Origin of the sequence: Streptomyces sp. NPDC048650 (assembly GCF_043199095.1) — a bacterium.
Taxonomy (GTDB): Bacteria; Actinomycetota; Actinomycetes; order Streptomycetales; family Streptomycetaceae; genus Streptomyces.
This window is the reverse complement of record NZ_JBICVM010000010.1, coordinates 29,934-46,311: the sequence shown is the minus strand read 5'-3', so window position 1 is coordinate 46,311 and position 16,378 is coordinate 29,934. Positions and strand designations below refer to the sequence as shown.

16 protein-coding genes are annotated in these 16,378 nt (G+C 68.1%); 5 read left to right on the top strand and 11 right to left on the bottom strand.

Features of this window, described 5'->3' with window-relative positions; genetic code table 11:
- Positions 1-308: 308 nt before the first annotated feature.
- Positions 309-1,217, bottom strand: coding sequence for a radical SAM protein (locus tag ACGFML_RS26200; protein ID WP_393547624.1), 909 nt, complete (start codon positions 1,215-1,217; stop codon positions 309-311).
- A gap of 343 nt (positions 1,218-1,560) precedes the next feature.
- Positions 1,561-1,806, bottom strand: coding sequence for a hypothetical protein (locus ACGFML_RS26195; RefSeq protein WP_393547622.1), 246 nt, complete (start codon positions 1,804-1,806; stop codon positions 1,561-1,563).
- 117 nt (positions 1,807-1,923) lie between these two features.
- On the opposite strand from ACGFML_RS26195, the gene ACGFML_RS26190 reads away from it, so the two are divergent.
- On the top strand, positions 1,924-3,138 hold the full coding sequence (locus tag ACGFML_RS26190) for a helix-turn-helix transcriptional regulator (RefSeq protein WP_393547620.1): 1,215 nt from the start codon (positions 1,924-1,926) through the stop codon (positions 3,136-3,138).
- A 153-nt stretch (positions 3,139-3,291) separates the two neighbouring features.
- Here the strand turns inward: ACGFML_RS26190 and ACGFML_RS26185 are convergent, their stop codons facing one another.
- The 3 genes from ACGFML_RS26185 to ACGFML_RS26175 all read right to left on the bottom strand — a co-directional run bounded on the left by ACGFML_RS26185 (position 3,292) and on the right by ACGFML_RS26175 (position 6,219).
- Positions 3,292-3,870, bottom strand: coding sequence for a recombinase family protein (locus tag ACGFML_RS26185; protein ID WP_393547618.1), 579 nt, complete (start codon positions 3,868-3,870; stop codon positions 3,292-3,294).
- A gap of 635 nt (positions 3,871-4,505) precedes the next feature.
- The gene (locus ACGFML_RS26180) at positions 4,506-6,059 is read right to left on the bottom strand and encodes a recombinase family protein (protein ID WP_393547616.1); all 1,554 of its coding nucleotides are present in this window, start codon (positions 6,057-6,059) and stop codon (positions 4,506-4,508) included.
- A gap of 19 nt (positions 6,060-6,078) precedes the next feature.
- Positions 6,079-6,219 (bottom strand): hypothetical protein, encoded by a 141-nt coding sequence (locus tag ACGFML_RS26175; protein ID WP_393548010.1) that lies wholly within the window; start codon positions 6,217-6,219, stop codon positions 6,079-6,081.
- Positions 6,220-6,283: 64 nt separating this feature from the next.
- Between ACGFML_RS26175 and ACGFML_RS26170 the strand changes: the two genes are divergently transcribed.
- Positions 6,284-6,814: an LURP-one-related/scramblase family protein gene (locus ACGFML_RS26170; RefSeq protein WP_393547614.1), complete on the top strand. Its 531-nt coding sequence runs from the start codon at positions 6,284-6,286 to the stop codon at positions 6,812-6,814.
- 242 nt (positions 6,815-7,056) lie between these two features.
- Entirely contained in the window at positions 7,057-7,881 is an 825-nt protein-coding gene (locus tag ACGFML_RS26165; protein ID WP_393547612.1) for a maleylpyruvate isomerase family mycothiol-dependent enzyme, read from the top strand.
- A 303-nt stretch (positions 7,882-8,184) separates the two neighbouring features.
- Here the strand turns inward: ACGFML_RS26165 and ACGFML_RS26160 are convergent, their stop codons facing one another.
- The 3 genes from ACGFML_RS26160 to ACGFML_RS26150 form a co-directional block, all read right to left on the bottom strand.
- Complete coding sequence (locus ACGFML_RS26160) at positions 8,185-9,525, bottom strand: nitrate/nitrite transporter (RefSeq protein ID WP_393547611.1); 1,341 nt, start codon at positions 9,523-9,525, stop codon at positions 8,185-8,187.
- A complete protein-coding gene (locus ACGFML_RS26155) occupies positions 9,522-10,214 on the bottom strand; it encodes a GntR family transcriptional regulator (RefSeq protein ID WP_393547609.1) in 693 nt (230 codons plus the stop codon). The genes ACGFML_RS26160 and ACGFML_RS26155 overlap by 4 nt, the downstream gene beginning before the upstream one ends.
- Positions 10,215-10,328: 114 nt before the next feature.
- Positions 10,329-11,183, bottom strand: coding sequence for a GNAT family N-acetyltransferase (locus tag ACGFML_RS26150; RefSeq protein ID WP_393547607.1), 855 nt, complete (start codon positions 11,181-11,183; stop codon positions 10,329-10,331).
- Between the two features lie 205 nt (positions 11,184-11,388).
- Between ACGFML_RS26150 and ACGFML_RS26145 the strand changes: the two genes are divergently transcribed.
- Positions 11,389-11,565, top strand: coding sequence for a hypothetical protein (locus tag ACGFML_RS26145; RefSeq protein ID WP_393547605.1), 177 nt, complete (start codon positions 11,389-11,391; stop codon positions 11,563-11,565).
- Between the two features lie 79 nt (positions 11,566-11,644).
- On the opposite strand, the gene ACGFML_RS26140 is transcribed toward ACGFML_RS26145, so the two are convergent.
- From ACGFML_RS26140 to pdhA, 3 genes are read right to left on the bottom strand one after another with little or no spacing between them, the layout of a single operon-like run.
- Complete coding sequence (locus ACGFML_RS26140) at positions 11,645-13,081, bottom strand: dihydrolipoamide acetyltransferase family protein (RefSeq protein WP_393547603.1); 1,437 nt, start codon at positions 13,079-13,081, stop codon at positions 11,645-11,647.
- Positions 13,082-13,105: 24 nt separating this feature from the next.
- Entirely contained in the window at positions 13,106-14,089 is a 984-nt protein-coding gene (locus ACGFML_RS26135; RefSeq protein ID WP_393547601.1) for an alpha-ketoacid dehydrogenase subunit beta, read from the bottom strand.
- 2 nt (positions 14,090-14,091) lie between these two features.
- The gene (gene pdhA / locus ACGFML_RS26130; RefSeq protein WP_393547599.1) at positions 14,092-15,303 is read right to left on the bottom strand and encodes a pyruvate dehydrogenase (acetyl-transferring) E1 component subunit alpha; all 1,212 of its coding nucleotides are present in this window, start codon (positions 15,301-15,303) and stop codon (positions 14,092-14,094) included.
- 330 nt (positions 15,304-15,633) lie between these two features.
- On the opposite strand from pdhA, the gene ACGFML_RS26125 reads away from it, so the two are divergent.
- Complete coding sequence (locus tag ACGFML_RS26125; protein ID WP_393547597.1) at positions 15,634-16,293, top strand: response regulator; 660 nt, start codon at positions 15,634-15,636, stop codon at positions 16,291-16,293.
- Positions 16,294-16,378: the final 85 nt, after the last annotated feature.

Genomic DNA, 16,378 nt, shown 5'->3' with positions numbered 1-16,378 from the left:
GGGGTTCGGCCACATGTGCCGCCCGTGCCGGAGACGGGGCCGCTTCCTCAATGAGGTGTTGGGCGATGGCCTTGAGATGCGCCGACCACGCCAACACGTGATGCTGAGCGCTCCGACCGCATTCCTGGGGCTCGCCTGGCAGACACAGGGGGAGGTCCGGACTCAGCTTGTTCGCGGCGTGCCGCACGTACCGGGCGATGGTGAGCCACTGCTCCTCGGACCGCTGAACGCCCCCCTGTCCCTCCTGAAACCACCTGCCGAAGTCGTCCCCGTGATCGTCCATTTGTGCGCTCCTGCGGATCTCTGGGTTACGCGGGTGCGGCGATCGTAGCCGTCTCCGCCGACGTGCCCGCCTCCTTCGGGTCACAGTGCCCGACCGACGGCGCACACGGTCCGCACGGCCCGCACATAGGCAGGAATTGCGGAGGTGTGCACGACTGTGCGCCTTCCCCATGTACCGCCGTGATATCGGCTAATACCTTGGCCATCTGCGCACCGCCCCAGATTTCGGAAAGCGGCGAATCCAGCACGTTGCCGATGTTCAGAAACCGTCCCAGCACGCACGGCCATACGTCACCGTTCGGCCCAATAGCGCACTTCTCATGGGCACAGTGCCCGCACAGATCCGCGATGATCGGCGCAGCGCCCTTACTCGCCCGCCCGAATGCCCGCGTACGGTCTCCGCCGACCTGGCCCACACCGATGGCTTGAAGATCCCGCAGCGCCTCTTGAACACGCTGTTCTTTCTGCACGGCGACGACTCCACCCCGCACGGGGATCTTCAGACTGAGCGCCTTCTGAACGTTATTCCGGGTGCGCTTGTGTGAGCCCCGGAGGTTGGTCACCTTGTCGTGTTCCTGCGCCGCATCGGAGTAGTACGACGTAGCGAGTTTGACGCCACAGCCCGTGAAGGTCTCCCACATCTCATCCCGAATGTAGGTCATGTTCGAGAACACTTCGATGGAGAGCCCCGACCCATGCGCGTGCCGGATCAGCTCGGGGAGGTTCGGGTACAGGGTCGGTTCCCCGCCGATGAACTGGACGTCACGCGCGCCCATGTCGGCGAGCTGGTCAATGGTGTGCTTCCAGTTGTCCACGGTCATGGTGCCGTGCGTTCCCTTGGGGGACGAGTCCGCATAGCAGTGTTCGCAGGATTCGTTACAGAATCCTGTTACCTCCAGCCATGCGAAATTCAGGCGACTTTTGGCAGTGCGCATTCCGAGACTCCTTACGACTGATGGTTTACGGTGCCCGTCCTTGCGGGGGTTCCGAATACTGCGGGGGCGAGATTCGAATACGTCCAGCAGGTACGGAGATTAAGCGGGCTTTCTGCCCCGTTGGCTCTGAGCGTGGAGTTTGGCTATGGCTCGTAGCTGTTGCTGCTCGTACTCGGTAGCCGGTCGCACAGAGACCCAGGGTGACCGCCACGACATGCCCGTTGGGCGAGTGAGACAGATCAACGGCCCTTGGAAGTCAGCGACCGTCGCGGGCATTCCGTAGTTCTGGTCATAAACCACGCTGCCGACTTTCAGCCCGTGCGGGTTCAGGTTCGCGCTCACCTCAGAGCCCCCACCGGGTACGGGCGTTCGCCTCACCTACGGCAGCGCTGAGCGCGTCCGACTGAGCGGCGGGGCTCAGGTGATCCGGGTCGGCCTCCCACTCCTTGCCCCCGTTCAAGGGGCGGAGCTGGTAGCGGGGCCCCACGTGCCCCATGACTCGCCCCACGCGCCCCGTGCGGGTGTCCTTGGCTGTCTCGCCCGGCTCCCAGTGCTGCGGGTGCTCATGGGCCGTCTCAGCAGCGCTCACGCCGGGCCACCGCCCTTTCTCTCCGCCGACTCGTCTCAGTGGAGCCCTCAGCGTCTGCGTGTTCGCGATCTCGGGCTAGCGGCCCCGCGTCGGCCAACTGTCGGCCAGACTTGCCACATGGGGAGCTGCATCGGGGCCAACATCCGGCGTGAGCGCGAGCGGCACGGGTGGAGTCAGGCACGCCTAGCGCTGGAGGTCTGCCGGGCTGCTGGCGTCCAGGGCGAACCCGTCGGCCGCCAAGAGGTCAGCCGGTGGGAGACGGGGAAGCGCACGCCGCGCGAATGGCTGCCGTTCCTCGCTGCCGCCCTTGGGGTGCCCGTGGAGGCGCTCACGGCGCCGCAGACGACCGCTGAGCCGCCTCCACCGACCCTGGCCGACTACCTGCCCGAGGGTGACCCGCTGTCCCCTCTCAGCGCCCGTGAGGGCCGCCGGGTCGGCATGGGTCAGGTGGACGACTTACAACAGCGCGTGCACGGCCTACGGCTGGCTGACGACGTGCTAGCCGGGGGCGACCTCATCCGACCCGCGCTGCGGGAACTGCGGTCTGCGGTCCGCCTCTACCGCGAGGGCGCACACACAGGTGACGTTGGCCGTCAGCTCCTCCGCCAGATTGGCGAGCTGGCACAGATCGCCGGATGGATTGCCAGCGATGCCGGACAGCACGCCGAGGCGGAACAGATCTACCGGCTAGGCATCAGCGCAGCGAGGCAGGCTGAGGACCACACCCTTGCCGGGAACCTCGCCGGGTCGTTGGCCTACCAAATGACCAACACTGGCAGGGAAGTTGAGGGCCTACAGCTTGCCCGCGCGGCACTCGACGGGGCGGGGCCGGACGCACCCCCGAAAGCCCGCGCGCTGTACATCGATCGGGTGGCTTGGGCCCATACGAAAGCGGGGGGTTCTGAGAGCGCACAGCGCTCTATGCGCGCCCTCGGCGAAGCCAGTGAGGCACTGGCCAAGGACAGCGCGGGAACCGAGTCTCCGGCATGGCTCTACTGGGTGGACGCTGGCGAACTCCAGGTCATGGAATCGCGTGTCTACACCGAGCTGCGCCGACCTCTCCGCGCCGTTCCTCTGCTACGCGATGTGCTTAGCCGGTACGACGCGACGCACACGCGGGAAATGGCGCTCTATCTCTCATGGCTGGCCGTGGCCTACGCCGACGCGAACGAACCCGAGGAAGCGGCAGCCACAGCGGAACGGGTCATCAGCCTGTCGGCCGACATTGCCAGCGAGCGGACAGCGGAACGAGTCCGGGTGGTACTGGCCCATCTCTCTGCGTATGCCGACGTTCCCGAGGTTCGGGCGGTCCTCGACAGCGCAGAAGCCTGAGAATCGCCCTTGGCACCTCGGGGGCCCGACGCTGGGTCGGCACCCCTCAGCCGGCGGATGACCGCCTTTCGTTCGGAGGTGCCCCAAGAACGCAGAACGCCCCCGACGACCACCCAGCACGGGCAGCCATCGGGGGCTTCAAATCGGATCAGGTCACTCAGCCTCGGCAAGCGCCCGGTAGAGCGTCGCCCGAGACACCCCAACCGCCTTGGCCACCGCCGTGACGCTCTCCCCCTTGGCCCGGCGCGCCTTGGCGGCAGCGAGCTTGTCAGCGTCCATGACGGTCGGCCGTCCGCCCGTACGGCCCTGAGCCTTGGCGGCTTCCAACCCGGCGCGTGTCCGGTCCTTGATCAGGGAGCGCTCAAACTCCGCCATGGCGCCGACCACTTGCAGCATGAGGCGCCCGTCCGGCGTGTTCGGGTCGATGCTCGCCAGCGCGCCCGTCAGCACCTTGAACCCGATCCCACGCGCTGCCAAGCCGTCCACCATGGTCACAAGGTCAATCAGCGAGCGGGCGAAGCGATCCAACTTCCACACGCACAGCGTGTCGCCGGGACGCAGGTAGTCCAGCGCGGCGGCAAGCTCCGGACGGTCCGTGTTCTTCCCGCTGGCCTTGTCCGTGAAGATCCGGGCGCAACCCGCCTCGTTCAGCGCGTCGTGCTGCAACTGGGCTTCCTGATCGTCGGTGGAGACTCGGGCGTAACCGATGAGGTGTCCGGTGGTCGTGTTCATGACGAGACTGTCTCATAACTCGTCTCACAACATCAAGAGATCCAGGGAAGTTCTGAGACGGGTTTTGAACGCGAATCCGACGCCACGGGGATGCCAGCGGGCGCGTCTCACAAACCATCGATTCTGAGACGCAGGTTCGGCGTCACCCGGCGTGACCGACCATCCGCGCCCTGCCCCGATGCGATGCAGAAGAACTGCATCTCCGTAGTACTTCCTATGTGGATCTCCCAAGGAAGTAGGTCGGAGATGCAGTTCTTCTGCATCAGCTCCCGGGGAGTTTGGAGACCTTCAAACCCGTAGCGCCTCTGAGCGGCTATACGCCAGCGGTCTCGAGATCGCGTGGCAGGGGTCCCCCCCCGGCCAGCTATCAGTCGCCCGCTGGCGGTGACGAATGACGGAACGGATGCACATCCAGGTATCCCTATAAGGGTTCTATAGGGATACCTGAAAGTGGGAAAGAATCGTCACTCGTCACTTCTTGCTGGTCAGAGCCTTGCGCGGGGCAGGTCTGTCGTCAGGCTTCGTCACCCGCTCTGCTGGCGCCGGGCTGACAGAGCGCCATTGACGGCCCTCAGGCGCGCGAACGGCCCGCCCCTCCGGAGAGGAACGGGCCTATGACCGCTGGGGTCTGGGTGTCAGGCGGATGCGGGCTTCTTCTCGGCCCACTCGATGTCCATGCGCTTGTCGGGGTCGAACCGCTGTCCCTGGTAGTCAGCACGGGTCACGGTCACGCGGTCGATAGCCAGGCTGAGCAGCCCACGACGTGTGTCGTCATCCGCTGTCTTCCACGCCTCCCCCAGTTCGTAGCCGTCCAGAAGAATGCCGATGTTCGCGCGGGGGACAGGCAGCTCCGCCAGCCTCTGTTGAAGCCCAAGGAGTCGGTTCCGCAACTTGCCCGCGATCCGGTCGTAGCGCTCCGGACCGTTGGAGTCGCTGAACTCCCCCCGGACGTACCTGGCTTCTTCGAGGTCCGAGAGCTGGCCCTCAGTGTCCGCAATCTCCGTCTCGATCGTGTCGCGCTGGGCGAACGCTTCCGGGTCCTCCCTGTGCATCCAGCGGTCCGCTATGGCTTCGAGCGTCGGATGTCCCGGCTCCAGGGCAGGGATGCGGGTCAGGAATCGCTGAGTGACCTCGAACTCGATACGGGAGGCCAGCACACGGGCGCCGGGGCAGGAGTGGCCCAGCCGGACTCCCTGGCAGACATAGGAATTGCCGGAGAAGCTCATCCGTACGCCGCACCCCTCGACGCCGCAGAACAGGAGACCGGTCAGCAGGTGGGACGGGTCGCGGCGCGGAAGCTTCTCCCCGCCCTTCCCGTAGCGCGTGCGCGATTCGATGAGCTGGAGGATCTTGCCTCGCTCGCCGACCGTGATGATCCCCTCGCCGACCCTGACGGTCTCCCGTGTCTCCGGGTCTCGGTATGGCCGGACCACGCCCGTGTACTTCCACTCTCCTCGGGTGTCGTCCCATACCTTCTCGGTCTCGGGCAGCAGCCCGGCGAAAGCGGGGCTCCTGAGCAACTGGGAGAGGGTGTTGACCTGCCAGAGTCCGCCACGGGGCCCAGGGATCTCGTGTTCGTTCAGAAGCCGGGCGATCTTGACGAGCGGCACGCCCGCCAGGGCGTCATCCGCGATGAGCCGCGCGTAGACACCCGTCTCAGGATCGGGCGCGAGCTGCCCCGTCGGCTGGTCGATCATCAGCCCGTACGGAGGTTGCCCGCCGATCCAGCGGCCTTGGCCCCGGAGATACTGCTTCGCGTGGCCGACGCGTTCACCGAGTGTCTTGGACTCGGCACGGGCCAACTCTGACAGCGTGGCCATGATCAGGCGGGCGTTCGGCTTGCTGGAGTCCAAGCCATCCACGACGGAGATCAGCCGGCCGCCCGCCTTGTCGAGCTGGTCCAGCAGTAGCCCGATCTCCCCCATGCCCTTACGGGACAGGCGGTCCAGTTTCCAGACGATCAGCGTTCCGACCACGCCCGCCGCCAAGGCAGCCTTGGCGGCATCGAACCCCTTGCGGGTGACGTGCTTGTATCCGGACCGTCCACGGTCGATGTGTACCTGTCGTATGGTCAGGCCGTTCTTCTTGGCCCACTCCTCACAGTCGTGCTGTTGGCGCTCAATCGCTGTCTTCCCGTCCCTGTCTAGCGACAGTCGGAGGTAGAGATCAGCAAACGCGTGGTGGTGCACGTCCCCTCCCGGAAGTTCCTCACAGTGTGCAGGACTTCCAGAAATCGAGGATGACAATGCGTCCTCGCAGGTCAGAGAGGGTGAGTTCATTTTTGCCGGTGTTGAGCCAGCCGCCCTTGCCGATCAGCTCGGGGGCCCGGACCCGCGTACGTGAAGCCATGTGCACATTCAACGTCACCCCGGTGCATACGCATTCCGCAGGGGCACCGGGGAACACCTCAGCCATGGCGCACTCACCCGGGGAACGGTCCCCGTCCCCCCGTAAGTACCTCGTACGCGACCGGATCCTCGGCATCGGCGACGACTACTGGATCGAGGACGATCACGGGCGGCACGCCTACCTCGTCGACGGGAAGGCGCTACGGCTGCGGGAGACCTTCGAGCTGAAGGACCTGCAGGGCCGGGTGCTGATCACCATCCGCAAGAAGGTGCTGGCCCTGCGCGACACGATGACCGTCGAGCGTGACGACCAGCCGCTGGCCACCATCCGTCGCAAGCGGCTCTCGCTGCTGCGCAACCACTACCGCGTGGAGCTGGTGGACGGCACCGAGCTGGACGTCAGCGGCAAGATCCTGGACCGGGAGTTCGCGGTCGAGTACGACGGGGAGCTGCTGGCCGAGATCTCGCGGCGCTGGCTGACCGTGCGGGACACCTACGGGGTCAACGTCGTACGGGAGGACGTGGACCCGGCGCTGCTGATCGCCGTCGCGGTCTGTGTGATCCGGCTGGCGGAGCGGGAGCGCGGCGACGACTGACGGGCTCGCCGTGCCGCGCCGGCCGCGACAACGCCTCCTGCGCCGGGAATTGGGGCTTCCGACGGGGCGGCGCGGATCTGCCGCGAGGAGGCGCGCACGGTACCACCGGCCGGGCTTTCGAACCGGGCGGTCATCGAACATCAGCCTACGATGGTCATCCGAAAGCACTGCCGGGGTGCCCGTGCGCAGCGTAACTTGACTGCACAGACAGCAGCCCGCGTACGAACCGTCCGAGGGGTCCCGTGACCGTCCATCCCAGCCTTCAGTCCTCCATCGATGCCTGGACGCACTCCATAGAAGCGATAGCCGAGCTGGTGACGCCGCTCGTCGAAGGCGAGTGGAGCAGGGCGACGGACCTCCCAGGGTGGTCCGTTCGCGATGTCGTCTCGCATGTGATCGGCCTGGAATGCGAGATGCTCGGCGACCCCCGGCCGATCCACACACTGCCGCGCGACCTCTACCACGTACGCAGCGAGTCGGCCCGCCGCATGGAGGTGCAGGTCGACGTCCGCCGGCACCACACCGCGCCGGAGATGCTCAGCGAGCTGGAATACACCGTCATCCGCCGCTCCCGGCAGCTGCGCAACGAAACCCGTGAGCCGGATGCCGTGGTGCGCAGCCCGCTCGGCGAGGACCGTCCGCTGGACCTCGTGCTGCAGTTGCGGGCCTTCGACGTATGGGCGCACGAGCAGGACCTGCGCCGGGCGCTCGGCAAGCCCGGCAATCTCGACTCCCCCGGCGCCCATGTGACACGCGATCTGCTGCTGAAGACGCTGCCCGGCACGGTCGCCAAGAAGGCCCAGGCGCCCGCCGATTCGGCCGTGGTCTTCGATATCAGCGGCCCGCTGGAGTTCATGCGTACGGTGCGGGTGGACGCGGAGGGCAACGGCACGATCAACGGCAGTGTTTCGCTCGGCCCGACCGTGACACTCGCCATGGACTGGGACGCCTTCCACCGGCTGGCCTGCGGACGTGTCCGCCCCGCGGCCGTCGCCGAGCAGATCAAGGTCGACGGCGATCAGGAGCTGGCCTCGGCGATCCTGGACAACTTCGCCATCACGCCGTAGGGGGCACCGGCGCCGAGCGGCGCCCCGGCCGGGAGACGGCAACTCAGGACGGGGCGTCCGCACGCCGCGGCGGCACAGGCTACGGGGGCGCGGTTCGCGGGTGGCCGACGGCGGGCGCGAAGCGGAGTACCACTGCCGCCGTACCGCTACGTGGTGGCTGGACGGCAAGTCGGCAATGAGCCGTTTCACGTGAAACGGTCTGTTCCGCCTGCGCCTTCGGGGCTGTGCGATGGATACCGGACGGGGTCGGGCCCGCGGACGTCCCCTTCCCCGCCCCCTCAGAACATCGCGCGGCTCCGGGCCTCAGGCAGGGACATGGACCGCCTCGACCCGACTGACGACCAGCCGCTCCCGTTCGCGGCGGGCCGCGCGACGCCGCAGGCGCAGGATCTGCGAGACGCCCAACGCCTCCAGGACGAAGATCGAGGTGAACGCGATCCGGTAGTTGTCACCGGTCGCATCGAGCAGTACCCCGATGGCCAGCAGAGTGGTCATCGAGGCCGTGAAGCCGCCCATGTTGACGATGCCGGAGGCGGTGCCCTGGCGCTCCGGCGGGTTGGCCGGCCGGGCGAAGTCGAAGCCGATCATCGAGGCGGGGCCGCAGGCACCCATCACCAGACAGAGCACGACCAGCAGCCCCATCGGCGCATGCTCGTCCGGCCAGGTCAGGGTGATCGCCCACAGCAGGGCGGTGGCCGCGACGGTGCCCAGGGCCAGTGGCGCACGGGCCGCGTGGTGGCGGGCGATGACCTGACCGTAGATCAGACCGACGGCCATGTTGGAGAGCACGACGAGGGTGAGGAGTTCACCGGCGGTGCCACGGGAGAGGCCCTGTGCCTCGACGAGAAACGGCAGGCCCCACAGCAGCAGGAAGACCATCGCGGGGAACTGGGTGGTGAAGTGCACCCACATCCCCAACTGCGTGCCGGGTTCGCGCCAGGCGTCCGTGATCTGCCGGCGCACGAACGCCGCGCCGGTGTGCCCGGCGGGCGCGGGCGGCGGTTCGTAGCCCTTGGGGTGGTCCTTGAGGAAGAGCAGGAGCAGGGCCAGGACGACCAGGCCGCCCACCGCGCTGGACGCGAAGGTCGGGGTCCAGCCGAAGCTGTGCAGGAAACGGGCCAGGACGAGGGTGGAGATCAGGTTGCCCGCCATCCCGACCAGCGCCGCGATCTGGGCGACCATCGGCCCCCGGCGGGCCGGGAACCAGCGGGAGCCGAGGCGCAGCACGCTGATGAAGGTCATCGCGTCGCCGCAGCCGAGCAGGGCCCGCGACCCGAGCGCCATGCCGTACGACGCGGAGAGCGCAAAGCCGAACTGGCCGGCGGTGTAGAGCACCACGCCGATGGTCAGCACCTTCTTGGCCCCGAGCCGGTCGACCAGGAGGCCGACGGGTATCTGCATGCCCGCGTACACCAGCAGCTGCAGAATCGAGAAGGTGGACAGCGCCGATGCGTTGATGTGGAAGCGCTCGGCGGCATCCAGGCCGGCCACGCCCAGGCTCGTGCGGTAGGTGATCGCGACGAAGTAGACCGCGACACCGATGCCCCACACCGCCATGGCCCGGCGGCCGCCGGGCGGGTCCGAGGGCAGCAGCCGGGGGGTGCCGCCGCCCGGGACGGGGGCGCCGGTGCCTCCCCCGCTCATCGCACCTCTCCCTGCGCGAGGTTGCGGACCCAGCTGACGTGCCGGTGCACGGCGTCGGTCGCCGCGTCCGGGTCGCCGTCCCGCAGCGCCCGGAGGATCTCGGCGTGCTCGGCGATGTTCTTGGCGATCCGGTCCGGGTGCGCGTGCATGACAGCGACGCCCATCCGCAGCTGGCGGTCGCGAAGCTGCTCGTAGAGCCGGTCCAGGATCTGGTTGCCGGCGCTGCGCACGATGGCGGCGTGGAAGCACCGGTCGGCGACCGAGACGGCGGCCAGGTCGCCGGCCGCGGCCTGCTGCCGCATCGTCTCCAGCAACCCGCTCAGCTCGTCGATCAGTGCCTCACCGGCGGGTACGGCCTTGGCGGCCGCGTGCTTCTCCACCAGCAGCCGGGTCTCGACGACGTCGGCGATCTCCTGCGCGGAGACCGGCAGCACCAGCGCGCCCTTCTTCGGGTAGAGCTTGATCAGCCCTTCGGCCTCCAGCCGCAGCAGCGCTTCCCGCACCGGTGTCCGCGACACCCCCACGGCCTCGGCAAGCTCGCCCTCGGTGAGCAGCATGCCGCCCTCGTAGTGACGCTGCAGGACGGCATCCTTGATGTGCGCGTAGACCCGCTCGGCCGCCGGGGGCTGCTTCGCGGGAGCGGGTCCGGTGTCTGGGGCAGGGGCGGCGGAAGGGGACGCAGATGGCATGCGCACAGGATAGATACAACAGGTATGCATCCGATACCGCATTCCACGATGCGGACAAGGTGAGGGTTATTTGTGCTGGTCGAGGCGCCTATGCCCCGTAATGCGCCCGGCCGCTCAGGCTGCCATCAGCCCCTGCGCGACCAGTCGGTCCACGACCTGGGAGTGGGCGGGCGCGCACCGCTCGCGCGCCTCTTGCCGGTCGAACCAGGCGTACTCGGCGATCTCCCGGCCCGGCTCGGGAGCGATGTCGTGCGGGCCACCGGTGAAGCAGGTCATGTGCAGACGGCGGCCGTTCCTTCCGTGTGCGACGTCATGCACGACGAACGCCTCCGACAGCCGTGCCGCGGGGACGACCAGTCCGAGCTCCTCGGACAGCTCCCGCGACAGCGCCTGGCGTGCGGTCTCTCCGGGCTCGTACTTGCCGCCCGGGAGGTAGAACGTGGCATTGCCCCGTGTCCGTACACTCAGCAACCTGCCCGCGCGCAGATGCAGCCACGACACCGACTTCAGGGGCGCCTCCCGCTCCAGCGCGAGCAGCGGATGGCCGGTCTCCTCGTCCGTCCGGCGCGCCCGCTCCACGAATCCCAGATGCGCGGAGAAACGGCGGGCGCGCGCGTTCTCCTCGAAGACCTCCAGCGTCAGCGCACCGTGCAGCGCCGCCGCGTGCTCCACCAACTCCGTCCCGACGCCGTGGGCTTGGGCCTCGGGGTCGACGAACAGCCCGCCGATCTCGACCCCCGTACCGTGCTTGCCGGCGAGGAGCCCGAGCAGCCCCACGATGCCGCCCGCACGCTCGGCGACCCAGTTCTCCGCCTGAACGAGATACCTCTCGCGCAGGATGCGCGCCCGCTCGCCCTCGCCCTCCCCTTCGATGAACGGGTGCGCCTGGCGCACGGCCCGGGACCACACGCCGGTCACCGCCTCCCGGTCGGCCGGCCGGTAACGCCTGATGATCACATCGCTGCCCATCCTGCCGACCGTAAACAGAGCGCCGGGCGCCGGCAAATGCTTTACCGGTGCCCGGCGCTGCGCCGAAAGAAAGACCCAAGGCTGACACGGAGTCCCACTCAAGACTGACGCGAGTCCGTACCTGACGCGTACGAACCAGCCCCGATTCCATGGGTGAATGGAGGCACGGAGCCGGGACGGCTCCGCCACTCAAGGGGAGTTGACCATGCAGCCCAGGACGAACGCCGGCCGCCGGACGCGGAAGACCGTCGTGGTGGCACTGATCGTCGCCGCCGTCTGGGCGGGCACCACACTGGCCCGCAGCGCCGCGCACGCCGACCCGGACAGCCCGACCGGACCGGTGGCCCATCTCAGCCGGGCGGTGAACCTCATCAGAGGCTGATCCGCGGAGGCACAAACGGTCAGGGGCGGCGTTTCACGTGAAACACCGCCCCTGCTGACGTGAAATCCGTCCCGTCGGATCAGCCCCAGGTGATCAGCCGCTTGGGGTGCTCCAGGATCGCCGCGATGTCCGCGAGCAGCTTGGAGCCCAATTCACCGTCGATCAGGCGGTGGTCGAAGGAGAGCGCGAGGGTGGTGACCTGGCGCGCCTTGACCTTGCCCTTGTGGACCCAGGGCTGGAGCTTGACCGCGCCGAAGGCGAGAATCGCGGACTCCCCCGGGTTGAGGATCGGCGTACCGGTGTCCACGCCGAAGACGCCGACGTTGGTGATGGTGACCGTGCCGCCGGACATCGCCGCCGGGGAGGTCTTGCCCTCACGGGCGGTGGCGACCAGCTCACCCAGTTCCTCGGCGAGCCGGGGGAGTGTCTTGACGCCCGCGTCCTTGATGTTCGGGACGATCAGCCCGCGCGGAGTGGCCGCCGCAATGCCGAGGTTGACGTAGTCCTTGTAGACGATCTCCTGATTCGCCTCGTCCCAGGCCGCATTGACCTCGGGATGACGCTTGATGGCGACCAGGAACGCCTTGGCGACGAGCAGTAGCGGATTGACGCGCAGCCCGGCCATGTCCGGGTCCTGCTTCAGCTCCTGGACGAGCTTCATCGTGCGGGTCACGTCGACGGTGATGAACTCCGTGACGTGGGGCGCGGTGAAGGCCGAGTTGACCATCGCCTGAGCGGTGGCCTTGCGTACGCCCTTGACCGGTACCCGGCGCTCGCGGGCGCCGGTGTCGACCACGCCGGCCTCTGCCGGGGCGGCAGCCTCGGGCTCCGGCGAAGGCGCCACGGACGGTGCCGGGGCGGCGGCCGCGTGGACGTCCTCGCGGGTGATGATGCCGTCCGGGCCGGTCGGAGCGATGGTCGCCAGGTCGATGCCGAGGTCCTTGGCGAGCTTGCGTACCGGCGGCTTGGCCAACGGACGGCCGGCGGGCACGGCGGGGGCCGGGGCGACCGGCGCCGGGGCCACCGGAGCGACCACGGCACGGCCGTTCAGCTCGGCCTGCAGCCCGGCATGCATCGGCTCCGGCTGCGCCGGAACCCCCGGCTGTGCCTTACGGGCCCGGCGCTTGGTCGAGGAAGGGGCAGCGCCGTAGCCGACGAGCACGGCCTGCCGGCCCTTCGGCTCCGGCTCCTCCTCGGCGGGCGCGGCGGGCGCGTCCGCCGCGGCGGCGGGCTCAGCGGGCCCGGCTCCGGGGTCGGTGTCGACGGAGATGATGGCGGTGCCGACATCGACGGTGACGCCCTCGTCGAAGTGCAGGGCATGCACCACTCCGTCGAACGGACTGGGCAGTTCGACGGCGGCCTTGGCGGTCTCGACCTCACAGATGACCTGGCCGTCGGTGACGGTGTCGCCCGGCTGGACGTACCACTTGAGGATCTCGGCCTCGGTGAGCCCCTCGCCCACGTCGGGCATCTTGAACTCGCGGAGGCGCTGGGCGCCTGCGGTGCTTGCAGTCATGGTCACGAACTCTCCTCAAACCCCTCAGTACGCCAGCGCGCGGTCAACGGCGTCGAGCACCCGGTCCAGTCCCGGAAGGTACTCGTCCTCCAGCCGGGACGGCGGATACGGGGCGTGGAAGCCGCCGACCCGCAGGACCGGGGCCTCCAGATGGTAGAAGCAGCGCTCGGTGATCCGAGCGGCGAGCTCCGCACCCGTGCCGAGGAAGACCGGGGCCTCGTGGACCACGACCAGCCGGCCGGTCTTCTCCACCGACGCCTGCACAGTGTCGAAGTCGATCGGGGAGATCGAGCGCAGGTCGACGACCTCGACCGACTTGCCCTCCTCGGCCGCGACCTTGGCCACGTCCAGAGCGACCTTCACCATCGGGCCGTACGCGGCGAGCGTGAGGTCGGTGCCGGTACGGCTGACCCGGGCCTTGTGCAGGGGATCGGGGATCGACTCGGTGTCCAGCCGCGACTTGTCGTGGTAGCGGCGCTTGGGCTCGAAGTAGATGACCGGGTCGTCGCCCGCGATGGCCTGCTGAAGCATCCAGTAGGCGTCGGAGGAGTTCGACGGGGTGACGACCTTGAGGCCCGCGACGTGCGCGAACAGCGCCTCGGGGGACTCGGAGTGGTGCTCGACCGCGCCGATACCGCCCGCGTAGGGAATACGGATGACGACCGGCACCTTGACCTTGCCCAGCGCGCGGGCGTGCATCTTGGCGAGCTGGGTGACGATCTGGTCGTAGGCGGGGAAGACGAAGCCGTCGAACTGGATCTCGGCGACCGGGCGGTAGCCCCGCAGGGCCAGGCCGATCGCGGTGCCGATGATGCCGGACTCGGCGAGCGGGGTGTCGATCACCCGGTCCTCGCCGAAGTCCTTCTGCAGCCCGTCGGTGACCCGGAAGACGCCGCCGAGCTTGCCGACGTCCTCACCCATGACGACGACCTTGGGGTCGGCCTCCATGGAGGTCCGCAGCGACGCGTTGATCGCCTTGGCGATGGTGATCTTCTCGTGGACTGCCATGGTCAGTTCCCCTCCGCGACGGCATCGGCGTCGGCGAACGACGCCTGGTACGCGGCGAACTGCGCGCGCTCCTCATCGACGAGCGCGTGCCCGTCGGCATAGACGTTCTCGAAAATCGCCAGGTGATCGGGGTCCGGCATGGCGCGTACGACGTCGCGGACCCGCTTGCCCAGTGCGTCGCTCTCCTCGTCGATCGAGGCGAGGTACGCGTCGTCGACGAGGCCCTCCGACTCCAGGTAGGTCCGCAGCCGCAGGATCGGGTCCTTGGCTTCCCAGGCCAGCGTCTCCTCGTCGGCCCGGTACTTCGTCGGGTCGTCGGAGGTGGTGTGCGCGCCCATGCGGTAGGTGAACGCCTCGATCAGCATGGGGCCCTGGCCGGTGCGCGCCCGCTCCAGCGCCGCCTTGGTCACCGCCAGACAGGCCAGCACGTCGTTGCCGTCCACCCGTACGCCCGGGAAGCCGTAACCGCGGGCGCGCTGGTAGAGCGGGACCCGGGTCTGCTTCTCGGTGGGCTCGGAGATCGCCCACTGGTTGTTCTGGCAGAAGAACACGACCGGGGCGTTGTAGACCGCGGAGAAGGTGAAGGACTCGGCGACGTCACCCTGGCTGGAGGCGCCGTCACCGAAGTACGCGATGACCGCGGAGTCCGCGCCGTCCTTCTGCACACCCATCGCGTAACCGGTCGCGTGCAGCGTCTGCGAGCCGATGACGATGGTGTAGAGGTGGAAGTTGTTGCTGTTGGGGTCCCAGCCGCCGTGGTTGACACCGCGGAACATGCCCAGCAGGTTCGTCGGGTCGACGCCGCGGCACCAGGCCACGCCGTGCTCGCGGTAGGTCGGGAAGACGTAGTCGTCGTCGCGCAGCGCGCGGCCGGAGCCGATCTGGGCGGCCTCCTGGCCCAGCAGCGAGGCCCACAGACCCAGTTCGCCCTGACGCTGGAGGGTGGTCGCTTCGGCGTCGAACCGCCGCGTGAGGACCATGTCGCGGTAGAGCCCGCGCAGCTCCTCGGCGGTCAGGTCGATCGCGTACTCCGGGTGCTCGACCCGCTTCCCTTCCGGGGTCAGCAGTTGTACGAGCTGGTCCTGCTCCGCCTCGTCAGGCCGGCCGGTGGCCCTGGCCTCGGTCGCCTTCTTTGCCGGCGACGCTTTCTTGGCGGCGGTGCGCTTGCTGCCGGCGCGGGTGGTCTTCCGCTGGGCAGTGCCTTCCACGGTCACGTGCTGCTCCTCCGTCTGTCCGGCCCCCGGGGTCCGCCGGTGGCCGTTTTGCGGCTCACCCGGTATCCGATACGGCGCACGGGGTGTGTGCGAACGCGGCCGGATCCGGGTGGAACAAAGCGTCCCGGACAGTGGCCTGCTTCTTTGCACGTTACCCAGTGCCAAAGCCTAAGTGGAAACGGCGCTGACCTGCGATTTTGCTTGGATTTCCAAGTAAATCGCGAAAGCTGGGAACAACTCCTGGTCACAGCGTTGCAGGCCGCCGGGACAACGGCACGTTATATCGGCGACACGGAGCACGGGAAGAGTTTGGTGTGTGAGACTGAGACCGTGCGCGAAGACGGAAAAATCACGGTTTTCCTGCTCGATGACCATGAAGTTGTCCGGCGGGGCGTCCACGAAATGCTCTCGGTCGAAGAGGACATCGAGGTCGTCGGCGAGGCGGGTACCGCCGCGGACGCCCTGGTCAGGATCCCTGCGACCCGCCCCGACGTCGCGGTGCTGGACGTCCGACTGCCGGACGGCAGCGGCGTCGAGGTCTGCCGGGAGATCCGCTCCCAGGACGAAAAGATCCATTGCCTGATGCTCACCTCGTTCGCGGACGACGAAGCCCTCTTCGACGCGATCATGGCCGGCGCCTCCGGATATGTGCTCAAGGCCATCCGGGGCGGTGAACTGCTCTCGGCGGTACGCGATGTGGCGGCCGGAAAATCGCTGCTCGACCCGGTGGCCACGGCTCGGGTCCTGGAACGGCTGCGGGACGGCAACGCCCCGAAGGGCGACGACCGCCTGGCGAATCTCACCGACCAGGAACGCCGGATCCTCGATCTGATCGGCGAGGGTCTGACCAACCGAGCCATCGGGGAACGACTCCATCTCGCCGAGAAAACGATCAAGAATTACGTCTCCAGCCTGCTCTCCAAGCTCGGCATGGAACGCCGTTCCCAGGCCGCCGCATATGTTGCACGAATCCAGGCGGAGAAATCCTGAAACTGCCTCTCACCAGGCACGGAGCTGCGGAGAACACAGCTGTCCCGATTCCGGGCCGGGACCTTGGTCCCGGCTTTTCGGGGCC

Bases quoted from the DNA above. Each gene is read 5' to 3' on its own strand.
- ACGFML_RS26200 (WP_393547624.1), bottom strand. From the start codon at position 1,217: ATGCGCACTGCCAAAAGTCGCCTGAATTTCGCATGGCTGGAGGTAACA.
- ACGFML_RS26190 (WP_393547620.1), top strand. From the start codon at position 1,924: ATGGGGAGCTGCATCGGGGCCAACATCCGGCGTGAGCGCGAGCGGCAC.
- ACGFML_RS26185 (WP_393547618.1), bottom strand. From the start codon at position 3,870: ATGAACACGACCACCGGACACCTCATCGGTTACGCCCGAGTCTCCACC.
- ACGFML_RS26175 (WP_393548010.1), bottom strand. From the start codon at position 6,219: ATGGCTTCACGTACGCGGGTCCGGGCCCCCGAGCTGATCGGCAAGGGC.
- ACGFML_RS26170 (WP_393547614.1), top strand. From the start codon at position 6,284: ATGGCGCACTCACCCGGGGAACGGTCCCCGTCCCCCCGTAAGTACCTC.
- ACGFML_RS26160 (WP_393547611.1), bottom strand. From the start codon at position 9,525: ATGAGCGGGGGAGGCACCGGCGCCCCCGTCCCGGGCGGCGGCACCCCC.
- ACGFML_RS26155 (WP_393547609.1), bottom strand. From the start codon at position 10,214: ATGCCATCTGCGTCCCCTTCCGCCGCCCCTGCCCCAGACACCGGACCC.
- ACGFML_RS26150 (WP_393547607.1), bottom strand. From the start codon at position 11,183: ATGGGCAGCGATGTGATCATCAGGCGTTACCGGCCGGCCGACCGGGAG.
- ACGFML_RS26145 (WP_393547605.1), top strand. From the start codon at position 11,389: ATGCAGCCCAGGACGAACGCCGGCCGCCGGACGCGGAAGACCGTCGTG.
- ACGFML_RS26140 (WP_393547603.1), bottom strand. From the start codon at position 13,081: ATGACTGCAAGCACCGCAGGCGCCCAGCGCCTCCGCGAGTTCAAGATG.
- ACGFML_RS26135 (WP_393547601.1), bottom strand. From the start codon at position 14,089: ATGGCAGTCCACGAGAAGATCACCATCGCCAAGGCGATCAACGCGTCG.